Raw genomic sequence first — 19,392 nt, forward strand, 5'->3', positions numbered from 1 at the left:
ATGCTGGACCAAAAGGTATATAGTATTTCTGAGTGGGCCTCTACCGTGGCCTCTGATCCTCTCCTTCGTGCTATATGCGGCTTTGATTCGGATAATGCCCCTTCTGTGGCTTCTTATTATGAATTGTTCTATTGCTTTGGTATTACCCCAATTATGCTGCTCGATTCTAATGCTAATATTGAATATTCAGGCGAGTTTCCACCAGGCTTTTTATGCCTCGATGATAAGGGTAATCCTATTTGTCCCGGTGGTATTCCTTATCAGAACTGCGGTTATTCTCATCCTAAAGGTATCAAGTACAGGTGCTGGTTCGCCTGCAAGAGTATTGACAAGTCTTGTAAATCCACTGACTCGCCTTTACGGCAGGACTGTTTATCTTAAGCCCGGGATGATTTAAGGCTTTATCCGACGGTACCTCGCGATAGCAAGGATTTTCGCTAGAGGTATAAAAGGCGTACTGCAGCCGAAAGAACAACAAGAGGCTTTTTTGTCCATTATAATATTGAAGCGTACAAAGACAGAAGTTCCATGATGAGGTTTGCTTTGGCCACCATGGCTGCGATAAATGTTCATCTGTATGCCCGGCTTAAGCACAATGGTTTCAATATCATCGACCTGCTGGAGAAAAGAGCTACGGCAGCATAAGCGATATAACGGCATAAAGCTATAAGACCTAATGTACTTCCTATAACCCTGTCTTCTGTCTGTAGAAGGCAGGTTAGCTTTGTTATGCCCTTTTTTACCCTCTTTTTGAGCCAGTCACACAGTTATGAGGTTTAAACTGTCAAAGAGGGGAAAAAGATTTATGCAAGTATTTTTTACCACAAAAAAAGTGCGTGATTATGCTGATTTCAAGGCCGTAAACATACAAATTATCCCTAAATAAACATGGTGCTAACTCCTAAAGACGGGACTTATAACTGTGAGAACACCACAGCCAATACCAAAGCAACAAACCAATATTTCTTAATCTTCCTCCTTTTTATATAACCCCTTTCACGAGGGGTTTATTCAGGGTATGAAGCTATGCCGAAGCTTATAGTGACCGAGATATCATGCCCTTCTTCAGACACCGTAAGCATCTCTACACGTCCGCGTAAACGTTCCACTATATTATAAGCCTGATTCATGTCGACGCCAGGCAGTATAATGACGAATTCTTCTCCGCCATACCTGGCTATTATATCGCCCTGCCTCAAATGGTCTTTTAACATGGATGTTATGGCTTTCAAGACCTTGTCGCCGGCTATATGTCCATAAGTATCATTTATCCTCTTAAAATTATCTATATCGCCGATCGCTATGGATAAAGGGTATTTGCCCTTGGCTTTGTTCAATTCTTCTTCAAAGGCTTCTTGAAAATACATCCTGTTATGCACCTGTGTAAGGCCGTCCAATATAGCCATCTTGTGCATGCGCTCGTATAATCTGGAATTCTCCAAAGATATGCCTAAATTATCCGCAATTATCTTAAGCAGTCTCAATTGATCCTCAGTCAAGGCATCAAGGCGCTCTTGTTCCACCAATATCATGCCGCAGCGTTTGCCTCGTATAGACAACGGCACACATATAAAAGAGTTTATGCCAGGGTCACTTAATGTAAAGTCTTGATTGAATTTATGATTTTTAAGTATCGCATCCTGCTCCTCCAGACAAAGCCAAAGTACGTGACTATCATTCTCGAGGAAAGCCTTTATTTTATCCGGTTCCATGTTACTGGCTTTAACAGACAATAAATTTTTCTCTTCGTCGAATAGCAATATGGAAGAATAAGTAGGGCCTACAACGCCTAATATGACGTCGTTTACCGTATTGAGCAAGCGATCGGTATCAAGTATGGAACTTATAGCGGTATCCACCTGCTGCAGCATATAGAATTCGGCTATGGTCTTGCGCAACTGCTCGTTGGACTGCTCCAACTCATGCTGCTTATCCTCATAGTCGCTTACTATCCTTAAAGTGAAAATAGCTATAAAAGCTGTCATCAGGATATAAAATAGCGCTATGACCAATTGAACCAGCATATCCGGTTCAGCACTGTAATGTAACAGAAATACTATTATGTAAAATATCGTGCTTATATTTAACATCGCATAGCCTATGCGGCTGCCCATAGCCATGGCACTGGCCAGTATCAATATCGAATAGAAGAAAACAAACGGGGTTTGATAGCCTTCGATGAGCATAAAAACGGCTATACACGTGGCGTCGATTACGCGCATTCCCAAGAACAAGGCTTTGCTGCCTGCGGTCAAACGTCTGCTTATCCGGCTTTTGAATAAGGCCGATACCAGTACAAGCAGTATGGCTGCCATATAATAGTCGAACTTTGTGCTGCCCCGCAGCGCAATAAAAGCATATATAAAGGCCACGGCCATTATATGGAGCTCTATTACTATGATCCTATCTTCTAATTTTTTGAGCTCATTCATCTATAACCCCGCTTTGCTATTATAAAAATCACAATATTGCCTTAGCCTACATTCATCACACTTCGGTTGCCTGGCCCTGCAAATATTTCTACCGTGATATATAAACCAGTGATGCGCCTGCGACCATAAAGTTCGGGGTATACACGCCATCAATTCTTTTTCCGTACCCAGCGGCGTAGAGCTTTTTGCCAATCCCAGCCTATGAGTTACGCGAAAAACGTGCGTATCCACTGCTATAGCAGGCCTGCCGAATACGTTGCTCACCACCACGTTGGCCGTTTTGCGGCCCACGCCGGGCAGCTTTTGCAGCTCATCCGGATCGCCCGGTACCTGCGATCCATATCTCTCCACCAATATCCTGCTCATATTTATAATGTTTAGGGCTTTAGTCCTATAAAGACCGCAACTCTTTATTTCTTCTTCCAGCGTTTGAGGCTCCAATGCTGCAAAATCTTCCGGCTTTTTATATTTCTTGAATAATTCGCTGGTTATCTTATTTACCTGTTTATCGGTGCTTTGCGCTGACAATATAGTAGCGATCAGCAATTCAAAAGCATTGGAATATACCAGCGCTGTTCTTGCCTGAGGATAACAGTCAGCCAGTATATCCAGTATACGCTTCATATCCTCTCTTGTCTTCAAACTTTAATCTCAGCTTCTTTCTGTTACGAAATGCAGCAGTATACCTACGCCTTATTATACCATAGAAATACATCAAAATGGTAGTGTTTATTTCAATATTTTATTATATGCCTCCAATGTTTTTTGAGCGGCCTTATCCCACGTAAAATGCGACAATACATGCTCGGAAAGCCTGTAGCTTTTAGGCGTGCTTAGTGCATCCAGCAAAGCCGCCTCTATACCATCTATATCGTTCGGGTCGCAATACCATGCCATATCGTTAAAATACTCCTTGGTGCCGCCGCGATTGGTAATTACTATATTGCATCCGGCCATAGCTGCTTCAAGGCTGGCCAAGCCCGGTGTTTCAAAAAAGCTGGGCTGTGCATGCACTTTAGCCGCGGCATACGCCGAAGCCAATTTCTGCTGTGGCATAAACGGCATATAATAAACCTTATTCCCGGCCGAAAGGCATTTCTGAACGTAGCGGCCATCGCTCACCGAGCCTATAAGCACCAACGGTATGTCTATATCCCTCATCGCTTTTATAAGAGCCAATTGATTTTTGCGGGGTGACAAGCGGCCCACACATAATACAAAATTATATATGGCATGAGCATTCGCAAAATCCGATGCGTCGGCTTTGGCAAAAGCAGCATCGGCGCCGTTCGGCACTATCTCATAAGGCGTATCAACGCCATATTGCTCCCTTATCAATTGCATTTCAGCCATTGAATTGGGCAGCAAAATATCGGCTTTATCCATGACATACTTTCGCAATGGGTGGCCTCTATCCCATATCTTCAGCTTGCTTTTAGGCAACCCCGTATTATTATAGTATTCGCTCATATCCCAGTATATAGTTGATAATGCTATTGGCTTATGCTGCTGTAAAGCGTTTAAAACAAAATTATACGTCTCGATTATACGCGTCGTGTTGAAGATATGCACTACATCATATGTTTCAAGATAAGCATTTGTATCCACGCTTATATCTACATCCAATCCCAATTGTTCCAGACATTTTTTTGTATTTAACAATTGGATGCTGTCGCCCGCGACATTGTTCTCGAAATCCGGCCTTATTTGAAGCAATACTTTCATGTTAGCCTCCTGATATGGCATATTGGTGAACTATGGTATCCATATGCACCATCGATTAAAACGATTAAAAACATAATATATCATACTGTATTTAAATCTATTTGAGCCATAACATATAATATGCCCGGTTACGCCTCAAATAGACATTTGCTATACCGCTTAATAATTGTTACAATTATGTTAAAATTATTAAGCAATTATTGCGAGCCGCTTAATCCGCACGTATACGCGGAGCGGGGGAACCGATTTATATAGGGGCTAATCCACTAATATGGTAGGGAATCCTTTATCCCGAGCCCGTCAGCTAACCCCGTAAGCGAGAGAGAGGAGAGATTATCATTAGATCTGTAAAAAACATGTTGTTATCCGCCGGCATAGCCGGTACCATGGCTTTATTCGCCTTTATGCCGGCGTCTAAGGCGGCCCAGACCTATACGGTACGATACAGCGCTCCAATAATACATTATACCATAGCTACAACCAATACCATTCCTACGCGCTATACTATTGTACGTAACGCTGACGGAACATACAGTACAGTAATATCGGCCTCGTCGAACACAAAGCCTGTCGTCCAACAACCAGCGACCATATCATACCCCAATACATCGAGCGCTCCAAAGTCGCCTACGCTTCCTATCACTACCGCCACTGCTATCGAGCCCGCGCCGGCTGCGTCCAAAGGCGACCATACACTGACGTCGGAAGAAAGGGAGATGGTGGACTATATAAACGAGGAACGCGTTAAAGCCGGTTTAAAAGCCCTGGTCACCGATCCGGAGTTGGCCAATGTAGCGCGCTTAAAAGCACAAGACATGAGGGATAATAATTATTTCTCCCATACATCGCCTACCTACGGTTCACCTTTCGATATGATGAAGCAATTTGGTTTAACCTACCGCACAGCAGGCGAAAACATAGCCAAAAACAGCAGTGTCTTAAAGGCTCATCTGGCTCTAATGAATTCCGAGGGTCATAAAGCCAATATATTAAACGGCACGTTTACGCATGTGGGCGTAGGTATCGTAGACTATCAAGGCGGCAAAATAGTGGTAGAAATGTTTATAGGCAAATAATCAATTCAAGGGCGGAAAGTATACTTTCCGCCCTTGAAATTCCCTATTATGCTTCTTCGTATGGTTCTCCGGTAAACTGCGGCGGGAAAAAAGGCGGTAACGGCTGCGTCATAAAATCGGCGCAGATATCTTCCGGCGATATCTCCTCGCATTCTCTCGGTGCCGGACAGAAGCCAACGGCCATAACTGTCAGCTGCACTCTACCTACCACTTTGATAACCACAAACACGCCTATAGCCAGTATAAGACTGCTATTTACCATCTCGGCCCTCAATACCTGAGAACGCGTCTCTATAACGATATCGAAACTGAATTCATCGGACGACGTCGGTATATACATAGCGATATCCTTGCTGAAATCCACCGATCCGCTCAGTTCGATATTAGTGGCTGGGCAAGCACATTCGTCGCGTAATACTGCCGTAAACGGTACCCGGAATACGAAGCGTACCCTTGCGAAGTTAGGCCTGCCGGTAATTGGGGTTATGGTGAGCGTCCCATCTACTATAAAACCCGATTGAAACCGAGTATAAAGATAGGTAAAAGGTCCTCCGGTTGGGAGCGCCAGGCTTACGGCCGGCTCACATTCCCGCTGGAAACATGAATCATATACTTTATCCGCTATTATGCATTCAGTTGGGAGCCCCTCATAGGGTTCCTGCATAATAGTAAATAAATCGTTTTTATCAGGCATGTATTATACCCTCCCTTTATGGATTATGTTTTCTATGATTAATATACTCCGCCGAGCATATAAGTGTTACAAAATTCATCCTAAATCTTCACTCATTCACATATAATTCTTATATAATTGCTTATTCACATCGCATAAGCAAGAGGGAGGAAATAACTATGGGTATACAGAATATCACCAAAGCCTTAATAAAAACCGGCGCCCGATTGTGGTATATCTACAGCGATAAAAACCGTTTGGAATACCGGTCTGTGGATAACGGCAAACCATCGCCACATGCCGGAATTATTGTTCAAGACGTGCCATCGGGATTTTCGGCCGATGTAGACGCTCAGGACCATATACATCTTATATGTCAATCACTGTCCGGTGAAATACTGTACTTTCATTTTGCCGGCCAAGAATGGGATAAGCAGGTGCTTACAAAATACGAGCCTTCGCGTTATTCCATAAAGTATCCGGTAATAAAATTGCTGGGCAAAGACATACATGTATTTTTCGCTATGGGCAATCTATATAACAGCATCGACTGGACGCTGTATCATTACTTCTGGCACAACGGTCAATGGAAGACGCTTAAAATAGGTCATATCAATCTCGGTCGCCTTATGAGCCATTTTCAGGTGGATTTTGATATTAGCGGCAATATACATATAATATACAGAGATAAGGCTCAAAAGAGCTACGGTATATATTATGCCGGTTTCGATAATGAATTCGGGATATGGTCGTCGCCCGAGGCCATCACGTCGGATGATAAAAGTCCGGGCTATCCCGCTTTTTTGATACACGGCAATATGATGCATATTGTATGGAATAATGTATATAAAAACCACATATGCGTAGAGTATGGTTCTATAGATTTGGACAGGGGCAAAAATAAGGTTATAAAAAAATCAAGGATTATATCGCCTGAAGGCATCGATGCCATGCGTCCCATTATATCCTATACTGACCAAAAGCTATGGATCACGTGGTTGAACAACGGGGACATATACAGTGCCTGTTCGGACGACAGCGGCAATACATGGCAGTATAACAATGCTGTACATTTGCCGGAAAACGTTCAAGCTGAATATTTTGGATATATAGACAAAAATCTGCCATATTTGAACTTGGTTTACGGCTATGTGAACGACACTATAAGCTCTGTCCCATCCATATCGTATAAGCAAATGCATGAACACCAACCAGCGGATAAACAAATACAGGCAAGCGATTTAGACGATAGCGCAGTCATAGATATGGCCATGGAAAGGATATCGGCACAAGTAAACGAAATAAAAACGCGACAAGCCGACCTGCTTCAATTATTGGTAAACGCAGACCGGCAGTATCAGCAGATCCTCGATGCTATAGAACCGTTGGAACAGCTCAATAACGACATAAAGGCCAAAACCCTGCGCAAGGGAGGAATAATAACCCTATTGAGAAAATGGTTGTCAATATGATACCTTAAACCAGCGGTTCAAGTTGTCTTTTTGATAAATGCCTATTATCGGTATGCCCAATGCCTTTATAGCCGATGCCACAAGAGAGGTGTCTCCGGCGTAAAACCATAAAGATAAACTGCAACCTTTACCCAAACCCACCGGCGTAGAAGCAATGGCGGCCTTTACACCTCTGGAAAAAAGATAATTCTCCAAGGCAAAAGCCTGCTGCCTTGAGCGCACGACCACCACGCGGTCCATCATAAAGTTCACCTCCGAATCATAGTGTCTAAAACATCCGATACCCTTTTTGCCCTTTCTGCCCATGAGTTGGCCTTCGCGAATTCCCTTCGCTGTTTTATATACTCGTCGTCATCGTTTTCAACCCAATAGGTTATATTTTTGACAAATTCATCTGTATCTTTGGAAACCGACACAAAAGGTATATCCTCTAATTCATATATGTCGGTACTCACCACAGGCTTACCGGCGCTTAAATACTCATATAATTTAACCGGATTTACGGCATCGGTCATGCCGCTCTTGCGAAATGGTATCATGCATACATCAAAGCAGTTTATATAGTATGGCAACTCTTCATATGACTTTCTTCCAAGGTAATATATATTGCTGCCGTGCGCCACATCGGGAAAATTAAAATAAAAAGGGCCTATAAAGACAAAATCCCACTGTTTGCATCTGTCGGCCGCGGATTTTACAAGCTGCCAGTCCAGCCAGGAAGCAACAGCACCGCTGTACCCTATCACAGGCCTTTCTCCCTTGGGCATATCACCGGGCCTGGGATTTTTCCCGTTCGATGCAAAATAATCGTAATCGGCCCCGTTCGGGCATAGATAAACGCGTGGATGACGCGTCTTATATTCATTATATAGTTTTTTTGACGTCGCGAATATGACATCGGCACGCTGAACCAATGCCGGTATGTCATGAGCCCATCCGCCAAAATCCTCGCTGGCGTCATCTATGGCATCAAATATCACCAATTGCTCGCGTAATTTGCCGATATATTTTATATTCGGCGGATAAGATATCCATAATATAGGCTGTTCTTCAAGCTTGCCTATATTTATTCCAACCTTTTTGGTACAGACATAGAAATTGGGTTCCACCTCTTGTATGGGTTCACGCTGAGGTATGCAAACCTCGGTATTGTAAAAAATTACCCTGTATCTACCGGTTCGGCATAAATATTTGAATAACTGTTGCGGCCGTTGGTAGAGCCAGTAATAATCTATGGTAGGCGGATATATAATTGTATGCATATTTTCCCTCCTAATCATATATGTAAAAGGAAGGATAGTATCAGGCTCTATAATCGAGCCTGATACCATATATGCAATGATGTGGATTCGGCTATATTCGCCGACCGATATGCGACACGAAGATATCGTCCGAAACGTGCGGGCACCATGGCTTTCATCATGCCCGGCGCTATAGTATTCTCATCGCTGTCGTCCACATATGAGCTGTCGTCAGGGCTTATCTGAAGCTTAATCACGGCATCGTTGACACCGTCGTTTTTTGCAAAAATTGTTACAATGCTCTGCTGCGATACATCGAAGGCATCCGAATATCGCCATTCATCGCCGCTATCTGCTGATAAATATATATCGGTAAAAGCGCGTTGGGCCAGATTGACCGAAATAACGGATTGATAACTGACCTCCAGCATAGGGCGCAGCATCGAGTAGGCTGTGGCTTCTTTGCTATATATCCGCTTGGTTTCAAACGGCGTCGACTCGTCGCTTTTGAGCAACAAACCGTAGTTAGGATATAAACCCATATACCAGCCCCTCACCAGCGCTGTTATATCCCATTCATACCAGCCTTGGCCAAGCACAACGGACTGGCTTCCATATACCGTCGGGTCAAATGACGGCTGATTATTCCAGGTTACGGTCATCTCGTTCCACAGTGCGGTAACCCTATAAGGCGTGAATATCCCTTTTATATCCACTCTAGTGACCTCAGCCACATAGAGTCGCATCACGGCCGCTGTTATCCACATATCGGCCGGCAATGCAGATAGATCAAACTGGATCAAAAGACGATAATACGACGGCGAATAATATAACCCCGTCCATATAACCTGATCATTGCCTGTATTTGTATTCGGCCGGGCTGCTTCCAGACCGGCATCCTTTAACGAAGGCTGTATTATAATGCTCGGCATATCACAACACCTTAAACCTTCTGCCCGAGCAACGATTTAAGCATATCCAGGCTCTCGCCGTCATAAACCTCAAAAGCCTTTATGGAACGCAACAGCTCTTCTCTCGCCAGAACGTTATAGCCGTACCTATAATAAAGCTTGCCGAGTTGCATCAACACATCGTCGCTGTCTATAAGGTTAAGCAAATTGAGGGCGCGTTCAAACAGCTCAAACCTTTTAAAGCTCAACAGCCTATCCAGTATCTCAAAGATGGTTTTTTCATATTCACGACATAGCTCATTGCCACCGGACAATGCCTGTATCGCATCGCTCTGCTTTAAGATGGCAAAAAACGCCTTATACACATCTATAACGTGGCTAGGCAGCGCTTGCTGTTCCATAAAATATATGGCTACTTCGGCATCCTCCCATTGCTGCTGCATCCAAAAACACCATACGATGTCCTTCAATGCCGCAGGATAATACGCTATATCAGCCGGTATATCGATCAAGCATCTGTAAGCCTCTTCAAACCTATCCAAATGCATAAGACACTGCGCTTTCAGATAAAGAAATTTAGGAGAAAGCTCTATATCTTGAGCAGCTTTTTCGATATAATCGACAGACATATCGTATCGATGCTCACGAAACAGTATATCTGCCAAAATCAGTTTCGAATTAGCCGTACTATCAAAATATTGTTCTAATTGATTCAATGCTTGCTCAGGCTCCAGCAGCAAAAATAATATATGTCCTATTCGGTAGATAGGTTCAAGAAAATCCGGTTTCTGCTGCAGTGCATAAATATAATGCTTATATGCCATCTCATAGTCCTTAAGCTCCTCATATATTTCACCCATAGCGGTATACGAGCGGTATCCTCCGACACCCAGCAAAAATGCATAAAGCAGCGGGGCCTCGCCCATGTCGACACACTGTCTAAATCCCCTTAAAGCCTGGGAATAAAGCCCTAACTGATGATATATATCCGACTTGACATATACGAGATCTGTAAGCTTCGGGAAATCTTTAAGCCCCTTTTCGATTATCTTTAAAGCTTCACTATATCTACCAAGCCTTTGCAAGCATAACGTCGCTTGTATATATATCTTGGATGCATAGCCCAGATGAGGGTTTAAATCTTTAAGAACCTCCTTATATAGATTTAAGGCCTTCTCATAGCTACCTAGAGCGAAATATTCATTACCAAGATTATACATAATAAACGCTTCGCCTGGATAACGTACCAACTGTTCTTCTAATATGGCTATATTTCGCTGCCTTTTATGCTGTTTTTCCACATTATAGCGCAAATAACCGTAATGGTATACCCTTACATCGGATATTTTAAGCTTAGCCTCCGGATTAACACGTGTGATCACAGAGGCCAATTGCTCGTGTATAGCGCCCATAAACCTGTATTGTTCGCAATTTCGCACTAATTTCAGGTTCAGGTTACTGACCACATCGCAACCGGCGTATTCCCCTATATAACTCAGAACTTGAAAGAAGTAACCTTCGGCGTCCTCATGCGTCAGACCGATTACCTTTTGGCAATCCTCTTCGACCAACTCCTCATCAGCGTCCATAAGCAATATCCATTCCCCGTTGGCTTTATCCATAGCTACATTTCTGGCTTGACTGAAGTCATTATTCCAAGGCACCTGATATACTTTACATCCAAAGTCTCTGGCTATATTTACGGTGGTGTCCGAAGAACCGGTATCCACTACGATCATTTCATCAGCAACATCCTTAACACTGGCAAGACACCTGGCAAGGTTATCCTGCTCATCCTTTACTATCATGCAAAGGCTTATTAATGGCTTTGACATAAATAAACCCCCAACAAATCCTTCAGGGGATAAAAGCTATCCCCTGAAAGTGAATTTATCCTCTTTTTATACTATATGGGAAACTGTTCTGTTAAGTGATTAAACCTGACCGTTAAAATAAAATTCGGCCGTAGCGGTAGCAGCGCCGCTATCATAGTAAACCCTCGTATAACGCAGGAAACTCTTCGCCACCAACACAGCTTTCTCACCGGCCGCCACGCTTACAGGACCGCTGCCGTCATCGACAAAGTATGCCTCTGTCGTGGTAGGGCTTATTTGCAGCTGAACCGTTATGGCAGCAGTACCGGTATTGTTGACGTAAAAACTATACAGCGAATACTGCGAGGTATCTGTTTGCAATACCGTGCCTGTCCCTACCACCCCAGCTATGGCAGTATTGGTTTCGGTAAAAACTCTGGCACCCAGCTCTACGCTATCCTCAGCAGCCGTCAGCGGACGTATATCGAAGTCGGTAGCCGTCACTGTCACCACATCGGTAGCCGTCAGCGGGCGTATGTCGAAGGCTACCGCAGTCACCGTCACCACGTCGGTAGCCGTCAGCGGGCGTATATCGAAGTCGGTAGCCGTCACCGTCACCACATCGGTAGCCGTCAGCGGGCGTATATCGAAATTGGTAGCTGTCACCGTCACCACATCGGTAGCCGTCAGCGGGCGTATATCCAAGGCTGCCGCAGTCACCGTTACAGAGCCCAGATCCAATCGGCCATCCGCAGCGGTTAATATAGGTCTGGCAATACCGCCGCCATCCACACCGTTAATAGTGGTCTGCAATTGACCGGCCACATTATTGAACACGAGATTATTGGGCATATACTCTCATCACCTATTATCTTGAATTAGATATACTGCTGTCATGTTAAAAGGACGGGAGGGTATTATTCAATCCGGCAGTATATCTAATAATATATATATGCATCAGGATATAAAATGGGATATACTTTACATAAAAAATTTCATTACATCAGGTATTGAAATGATATATTGTAAGATGTGCTCCACCAGTTCACCTTTTGATTCAAACTCATCCACGTTAAACCAACGTATGTTTTTATCCCTGTTAAACCATGTCCATTGGCGCTTGGCCAACCTGCGTGTGTTGCGTTTTATCAGCGTAACGGCCTCATCCAATGTGCATAATCCCCTCAAGTACGCCAGCAGCTCTTTATAGCCGACCGCCTGCATAGCCACCGGATTGTCGGCATAGCCGTCAGCTTTAAGCCGCTTTACCTCTTCGAGCAGCCCTTTTGCCATCATAGCATCGACGCGCTGCTCTATCCTGCTATAAAGGCGTTGGCGGTCCATAGTGAGGCCGATCATAACAGCATTGTAACGCGGCGGCACGCTTTTTGAACGCTGCTGATAATACGATATCGGCCGCCCCGTCTTATAGTATACCTCCAACGCCCGTATTATCCGTTTAAGGTCATTGCGGCTTATTCTTGCCGCCGCATCGGGATCTACGCCGGCCAATTCATCGTATAAGGCATCAGCCCCGTATTCTCGGGCTTTATGCCGCAGGTTTTCCCTCAATTCGGCATCAGGCGTGCCTTCGCTGAAATCGAGATTATATACCATAGAGTTTATATACAATCCTGTGCCCCCCACCAGCATAGGCATGCGCCCCTGCGCTATTATCTCATCCACGCACCTATCGGCCATGCGCTGGAACAGTGCAACGCTAAAAGCCTCATCGGGCGTTACCACATCTATCATATAATGCGGTATACCCTTTCGCTCCTCCGGCGTCGGTTTGGCCGAACCTATATCCATAACGGTTTTTGCATTACTGAACCCTCTTGAACATCTTCTCCAGCTCGTATTTGCTTACGCTGTGCACTATGGGACGCCCATGCGGACAGGTAGGCGGCACGTTGCCGGATAGTATCTCGCCGGCAAGACGTATTATTTGGGATTGATCCAAACGATCATGCGCTTTAACAGCACTACGACAAGCCATCATCATGACCTCTTCGCGGCGATAGTCGTAGGGGCTGTGCGCATCGAACAATCTCATGCCGTCTATTATGTCCTTCAATAAACCGTCGGCCCTGGGCTGGCCGAATAATACAGGCACCGCCCTCAATACATAGGTATCGGAATCGAATTCCTCTATTTCAAAGCCCATCGAGCGCAACAGCTCCATATTATCCTCCAATAGCTGCCGCTCTTGAGGCGTAATGTCCAGCACCAGCGGCGAAACCAGATATTGGAGCTCTAAATGTTGTTTTTGCAGCATATTCATATATTGCTCATATAATATGCGTTCATGAGCCGCATGCTGATCTATGATATAAAGCTGATCGGTTTTTTCTATCAATAAATAGGTGGAAAACAGCACGCCTATCACGCGCATGGAGGGTGGCTCATAAACCCCTCTGTCATCGTTAACCTTATCTATGGATACAAAATCCTGTTGATGATAGGATCGCCCGTTGCCTGCCCACGGCAGCACCGGCTGTCGATCAGGGTTTCTCTCCGCCTCGGCTTGTTGTCCTTCTTCTCGCGCAGGTTCAATAATGCCATTATCCTGCTCAATCGATATACCCTCGCCGCTCAGCGCCCGCTTTATAGCATGGAAAAATACTGCGGCTACCCGCCTATCATCCGCAAAACGCACCTCGGTCTTGGCAGGGTGTACGTTTACATCCACGTCATGCGGATCCAGCGCTATATCAATGACACACATAGGAAAACGGTTGACCATTATGAGCGTGCTGAAGGCCTCTTCCAATGCTCTGGACAGAAGAGGCGAATGTATATATCGACCGTTTACAAAAAACGTCTGAAACGTTCGGTTGGCCCGGGCCGTATCGGGAGAACCTATATAACCGTCTATCTTTATACCTTCCCATTCGTATCGCACAGCTATCATCTTTTTAGTTGTTTCATGACCATATACGGCTGCTATAGCCTCATTGAGATGGCCGGTACCCGGCGAATACAGCACCTGCTTGCCGGCACTCAAATATCTGAATGATAAATGCGGATATCCTAGTACAAATCTGTCAACGGTATCCTTTATGCGCGATGCTTCGGTCTTAGGACTTTTTATATATTTAAGCCGCGCAGGAGTATTGTAGAACAGGTCGGATACTGTTACGGACGTACCCCCAGGCCTGCCTATCACCCCTTGTGATATGAACCTCCCACCTTCTATTTCCACAAATGTCCCTTCGCTGAAGCCCTGCCTTACCGTTTCCATTCTGACTTTAGACACAGCCGCTATGCTGGCCAGCGCCTCTCCCCGGAATCCGAGCGTAAATATGGCCTCAAGGTCGTCGGCTCGAGCTATCTTGCTGGTGGCATGGCGTTCAAAAGCCAAAACGGCATCCTCGGCCTCCATACCCTCGCCGTTATCGGTAACACGTATAAGAGCCATGCCACCATTTTCTATCTCTATGGTAATGGCTGTGGCAGCAGCATCTATGGAATTCTCCACCAATTCTTTTACCACCGAAGCAGGGCGTTCCACTACCTCGCCTGCGGCTATTTTGGAACGCGTATCCTGATCCAGCACATGAATACGTGCTATAACGCTTCACCCGCCTTTTTATCATATATATCCGACACCTGGCTCTGTATATCGTGCAGGACATTCAAAGCCTCTATAGGTGTCATCGAGTTTACATCCAATCCTTTTATATACGCCATTATACCGTCTATTTTATAAGAAAATATATCCATCTGCTGTTTCAATTTAAGCTTGGGTTTATCCTTGACGCCCAATATATTACCGCTTATTGATTTTTTATTTATATCGGAGGCATTCAATATATCCAGTATCTCCCTGGCGCGGTCTATGACATCCTGCGGCAAACCGGCCAGGCGGGCCACTTGTATGCCGAAACTCCTGCCGCTGCCGCCGCGCATTATCTTCCTCAAGAAGATGACATCGTCTCCATGCTCTCTCACCGATATATAATAATTCTTCACGCCTCTCAATCTGCCTTCAAGCTCGGTAAGCTCATGATAATGAGTGGCAAAAAGGGTCTTGGCACCTAATCGTCCATGGTCGGCCACATATTCTATAACGGCCCACGCTATGCTTAAACCGTCGAAGGTGCTGGTTCCGCGGCCTATCTCATCCAATATAAGCAGGCTACTTGCAGTGGCGTTATGTAGTATATGGGCTACTTCGGTCATCTCCACCATAAATGTGCTTTGGCCGGTGGACAGGTCGTCCGACGCCCCCACCCGCGTGAATATGCGATCGACCATACCTATTTCAGCCATATCAGCCGGCACAAAGCTGCCTATCTGCGCCATAAGCACTATCAGCGCCACCTGTCGCATATATGTGCTTTTGCCTGCCATATTGGGACCGGTGATTATACATACCATATCCTCGCCATTATCGAGCAGCGTATCGTTAGGTACAAATGTATGAGGCGGCAACACCTTTTCCACCACAGGATGTCTGCCATTTTGTATCACTATGCGTTGTCCTTCATTTAACGTCGGCCGCACATAATGATTTTCAATGGCAGCATCGGCCAGCGAACACAGGCAGTCCAGCTCGGCTATTGCAGATGCGGTCTGCTGAACACGCTTTATATGACCGATTACCGTATCTCGTATACCGACGAATATCTGATACTCTAAAGCCACCAATCGTTCTGATGCGCTGAGTATCTTATTTTCCATCTCCTTCAATTCCGGCGTCACGTAGCGCTCGGCATTGGCCAGCGTTTGCTTGCGTATATAATCGGCCGGTACCATATCGTAATACGATTTAGTTACTTCTATATAATAGCCGAATACCTTGTTATAGCCGATTTTAAGCGATTTTATGCCAGTTCTGTCGCGTTCCTGCTGTTCCAGACGGCTTATCCATTGACGGCCGTTATGCGATATGTCGCGCAATTCATCGACCGACGGGTCATACCCATCTTTTATTATATTGCCATCTTTTACAGATAACGGCGGATCGTCAGCTATAGCCTTATCTATAAGGGCATGGATGTCGTCCATCACATCTATGCGCTGTCCCAGTGTTTGCAACCGCGCCGCCTTGCCTTGTAGCGCAAGCTCCTTCAAGTGCGGCAATCTGTTCAATGACTGTTTGAGCGCTATAAGGTCGCGGGCATTTATATTGCCATACACCGCTCTGCTCATCAACCGCTCCATATCGTATATGCCGGATAAGGCCTCCTTTATATCATCCTTCCACAACGGTTGATCTACCATGGCTTCTACAGCCTCCTGGCGTTCATTCAATGCATTTATGTTCAAAAGGGGCTGTTCTATCCAAGATTTGAGCATACGCCCGCCCATAGCCGTAGACGTATGGTCCAGCACCCACATGAGCGTGCCCTTGCGGCTGCCGCTGCGCATGGTTTGGGATAGCTCGAGGTTGCGGCGTGTAGCCGCATCGAGTATCATATATTGCTGAATATGATAAACCTCTATCCCGCCTATGTTAGCAAGGGCGGTCTTTTGCGTTTCTATAAGATATGATATGAGCGATGCCAGGGCGCATACCGCCTGCGGCATTTCCTCTTCAGATACGTAATCCAAAGCATCGGCGCTCATATTGGCTTCCAGCATGGCATAGGCCTTATCGGCATCGTCAAATTCAACACTGCAATGTCCCGGCTTTATATCCAAGCGCTGTTGAACATTCTTGAGAATGCCTGCCTGATCAAAGAATGACTCATTGGCCATCATCTCGGCAGGCTGTATGCGCGCGAGTTCATCCGCCAGACCGGCCGTCTGCAGCTGCGTGATGCTGCACCGTCCGGTCGATATATCCACAAAGGCTATGCCGCAGTTATCACCGTTGACATGAACGCACAAGAGATAGTTGTTCTCCTTTTCATCGAGCATAGAACCGTCTGTTATGGTACCAGGCGTAATTATGCGTATGACATCGCGCTCGACCAACCCTTTGGCTAACGCGGGGTCCTCCATCTGTTCGCATATGGCGACTTTATAACCTCGCTCCACCAGTCGCGCTATATAGCTATCGACAGCATGATACGGCACGCCGCACATGGGCGCTCTCGCTTCCATGCCGCAATCGCGACCGGTAAGCGTCAGCTCCAGCTCTTTAGAAGCCAACACAGCGTCGTCGAAAAACATTTCATAGAAGTCCCCCAGGCGGAAAAACAACAAGCAATCCTTATAGCGCTCCTTCAATTGCAGATACTGCTGCATCATAGGCGTAAGCGAGGCCATCGCGCATCATCCCCTTTATTTGACATTTATCAATCGCCCGTTCAAAAACCACGTAGAGGGCTCTGTTATGTGTACATCGACCAGCTTGCCGATCAACGATGCATCTCCTTCGAAATTAACCACTTTATTGCCGGTAGTCCTGCCCATCATCTGCCCTTTACCGTTCCTGCTGGGTCCTTCGACCAATACTTCCACCACCGCACCGTTTAAGCGTTGATTTTTCTCGCGCGTTATGGCGGTTTGCAGATCTATAAGACGCTGCAGGCGCTGCTGCTTAACCTCCCTCGGCGTTGGGTCTTCAAGTTTTGCCGCGGGTGTGCCGCTACGCTTTGAGTATATAAACGTATAGGCCAAATCGTATTGCACCCGGCGTACCACATCCATGGTATCCTCGAAATCCTCGTCGGTTTCTCCTGGAAAGCCTACTATTATATCCGTAGAGAGCGCTATATCCGGTATATTGGCCTTTATCTTGTCCACCAGTTCCAGATAGCCTTCTTTCGTATAATGGCGATTCATACGCCTTAATACCCGAGTGCTGCCCGACTGCACCGGCAGATGCAGTTGATGGCATACTTTCTTGCAATCCCGCATGGCGTAAATGAGGTTATCCGAAAGGTCTTTTGGATGAGAAGTCGTAAATCTTATGCGTTCTATGCCTTCTATATCATCGAGCATCCTAAGCAAGTCGGCGAACTCCACTTTCCCATCCGAATCTTTGCCATAGGAGTTGACATTCTGCCCCAGTAATGTTATCTCCTTATAACCCTGATCGGCCAGCTCTTTTACTTCGTTTACGATATCATCCGGCCGGCGACTGTGTTCACGGCCGCGCACGTATGGCACTATACAATAGGTACAGAAATTATTGCATCCGTACATTACTGTTACCCAAGCCGATACTTTGCCGGCACGCTTTATAGGTATAGACTCGTCGAATTCATGGTCTTGCTCGTGTATATCCACAACGGTAAATCTCGACGCTTTAGCCTCATCTATAAGCTTGGACAGCTCATTCAGATTGTGTGTGCCGAATATTATATCGACAAAAGGAAATGTCTGAGCCAGTTTTTGCGCCATCCCCTCCTGCTGCATCATGCAGCCGCATACACCTATTATAAGATCGGGATTGGCCTGTTTAAGAGGCTTGAGCATGCCTATATTGCCGTATACCCTCTGCTCGGCATGTTCCCTTACACAGCAGGTATTGAACAGTATTATATCGGCCTCGGCTTTATCCTCTGTCCATTGATAGCCCATATCGTTCAGAATGCCGGCCATTTTTTCCGAATCATGTTCGTTCATTTGACAACCATATGTGACTATGGTAAATTTCTTGTTATCCAATAATCATCCCTCGCTACAGTTATAATAAAACGCATCTATCTATATAAAAAGAGACCTGTAAACAGGTCCCCTTTTATTGTAATCTAGCTTTAACCATTTGATTTACGACCGAGCCGTCGGCTCGCCCTCTGATACGCGGCATCAGCGCCTTCATAACAGCGCCGATATCCTTGACGCTCTGAGCGTTTACCTCTGCTATAGCCTCGTCGATCAAACGATTTATCTCCTCAGGTGAAAGTTGCTTAGGCATATATTCGTTTAAGATGGCTATTTCAGCCTCCAGCTTTTGTACCAGATCCGGCCGGTTGCCCCGCTCGAATTCAGGTATAGCATCCTTTCTGGACTTTATTTCTTTTGCCAAGACATCTATTACGCCATCATCGTCCAATTGAATCTGCTTATCTTTTTCTACCTGTAATATGGCCGCTCTAGCCATGCTTATGGTGGTCTTGCGGAGGTTATCCCTGCTTTTCATAGCAGAT

General features: G+C 45.5%; 16 protein-coding genes, 1 pseudogene and 1 riboswitch. Of the genes and pseudogenes, 3 read left to right on the top strand and 14 right to left on the bottom strand.

All coding sequences use genetic code 11. The features are described 5' to 3' along the window. Positions 1-381, top strand: a pseudogene (locus JG770_RS08885) (hypothetical protein); the annotation flags it as partial. 626 nt (positions 382-1,007) lie between these two features. Here the strand turns inward: JG770_RS08885 and JG770_RS08890 are convergent. From JG770_RS08890 to JG770_RS08900, 3 genes are all read right to left on the bottom strand, one after another. Further along, positions 1,008-2,432: a sensor domain-containing diguanylate cyclase gene (locus JG770_RS08890; RefSeq protein ID WP_291957953.1), complete on the bottom strand. Its 1,425-nt coding sequence runs from the start codon at positions 2,430-2,432 to the stop codon at positions 1,008-1,010. Beyond that, entirely contained in the window at positions 2,433-3,074 is a 642-nt protein-coding gene (gene nth / locus JG770_RS08895; RefSeq protein WP_363320984.1) for an endonuclease III, read from the bottom strand. 87 nt (positions 3,075-3,161) lie between these two features. After that, positions 3,162-4,157: a glycosyltransferase family 4 protein gene (locus JG770_RS08900; protein WP_291957956.1), complete on the bottom strand. Its 996-nt coding sequence runs from the start codon at positions 4,155-4,157 to the stop codon at positions 3,162-3,164. 198 nt (positions 4,158-4,355) lie between these two features. Then, positions 4,356-4,491: riboswitch (cyclic di-AMP (ydaO/yuaA leader) on the top strand. Between the two features lie 22 nt (positions 4,492-4,513). Here JG770_RS08900 and JG770_RS08905 point away from each other — a divergent pair. Further along, the gene (locus tag JG770_RS08905) at positions 4,514-5,233 is read left to right on the top strand and encodes a CAP domain-containing protein (RefSeq protein ID WP_291957959.1); all 720 of its coding nucleotides are present in this window, start codon (positions 4,514-4,516) and stop codon (positions 5,231-5,233) included. A gap of 46 nt (positions 5,234-5,279) precedes the next feature. Here the strand turns inward: JG770_RS08905 and JG770_RS08910 are convergent, their stop codons facing one another. After that, on the bottom strand, positions 5,280-5,927 hold the full coding sequence (locus JG770_RS08910; protein WP_291957962.1) for a hypothetical protein: 648 nt from the start codon (positions 5,925-5,927) through the stop codon (positions 5,280-5,282). Between the two features lie 158 nt (positions 5,928-6,085). Between JG770_RS08910 and JG770_RS08915 the strand changes: the two genes are divergently transcribed. Further along, positions 6,086-7,378, top strand: coding sequence for a hypothetical protein (locus tag JG770_RS08915; RefSeq protein ID WP_291957965.1), 1,293 nt, complete (start codon positions 6,086-6,088; stop codon positions 7,376-7,378). Here the strand turns inward: JG770_RS08915 and JG770_RS08920 are convergent. The 10 genes from JG770_RS08920 to JG770_RS08965 form a co-directional block, all read right to left on the bottom strand. Then, on the bottom strand, positions 7,370-7,621 hold the full coding sequence (locus JG770_RS08920; protein ID WP_291957967.1) for a DUF3343 domain-containing protein: 252 nt from the start codon (positions 7,619-7,621) through the stop codon (positions 7,370-7,372). The two genes, JG770_RS08915 and JG770_RS08920, sit on opposite strands and share 9 nt — an antisense overlap. A 5-nt stretch (positions 7,622-7,626) precedes the next feature. Beyond that, positions 7,627-8,640 (bottom strand): glycosyltransferase, encoded by a 1,014-nt coding sequence (locus JG770_RS08925; RefSeq protein ID WP_291957970.1) that lies wholly within the window; start codon positions 8,638-8,640, stop codon positions 7,627-7,629. 47 nt (positions 8,641-8,687) lie between these two features. Next, a complete protein-coding gene (locus JG770_RS08930; RefSeq protein ID WP_291957972.1) occupies positions 8,688-9,551 on the bottom strand; it encodes a DNRLRE domain-containing protein in 864 nt (287 codons plus the stop codon). Positions 9,552-9,562: 11 nt separating this feature from the next. Beyond that, positions 9,563-11,365, bottom strand: a complete 1,803-nt coding sequence (locus JG770_RS08935; RefSeq protein WP_291957974.1) for a TPR domain-containing glycosyltransferase — start codon at positions 11,363-11,365, stop codon at positions 9,563-9,565. A 99-nt stretch (positions 11,366-11,464) separates the two neighbouring features. Further along, positions 11,465-12,196, bottom strand: a complete 732-nt coding sequence (locus tag JG770_RS08940; RefSeq protein ID WP_291957977.1) for a DUF6385 domain-containing protein — start codon at positions 12,194-12,196, stop codon at positions 11,465-11,467. Positions 12,197-12,325: 129 nt separating this feature from the next. Continuing rightward, a complete protein-coding gene (gene miaA / locus JG770_RS08945; protein ID WP_291957979.1) occupies positions 12,326-13,156 on the bottom strand; it encodes a tRNA (adenosine(37)-N6)-dimethylallyltransferase MiaA in 831 nt (276 codons plus the stop codon). Between the two features lie 13 nt (positions 13,157-13,169). After that, on the bottom strand, positions 13,170-14,903 hold the full coding sequence (mutL, locus tag JG770_RS08950) for a DNA mismatch repair endonuclease MutL (RefSeq protein WP_291957982.1): 1,734 nt from the start codon (positions 14,901-14,903) through the stop codon (positions 13,170-13,172). 11 nt (positions 14,904-14,914) lie between these two features. After that, a complete protein-coding gene (mutS, locus tag JG770_RS08955) occupies positions 14,915-17,563 on the bottom strand; it encodes a DNA mismatch repair protein MutS (RefSeq protein ID WP_291957985.1) in 2,649 nt (882 codons plus the stop codon). A gap of 15 nt (positions 17,564-17,578) precedes the next feature. After that, positions 17,579-18,910, bottom strand: coding sequence for a tRNA (N6-isopentenyl adenosine(37)-C2)-methylthiotransferase MiaB (gene miaB / locus JG770_RS08960; RefSeq protein WP_291957987.1), 1,332 nt, complete (start codon positions 18,908-18,910; stop codon positions 17,579-17,581). Positions 18,911-18,983: 73 nt separating this feature from the next. Further along, positions 18,984-19,392 (bottom strand): GatB/YqeY domain-containing protein (locus JG770_RS08965; protein ID WP_363320986.1); only part of this gene is annotated, 409 nt, incomplete at its 5' end.

It is taken from the genome of Mahella sp. (assembly GCF_020054945.1).
Taxonomy (GTDB): domain Bacteria; phylum Bacillota; class Clostridia; order Mahellales; family Mahellaceae; genus Mahella.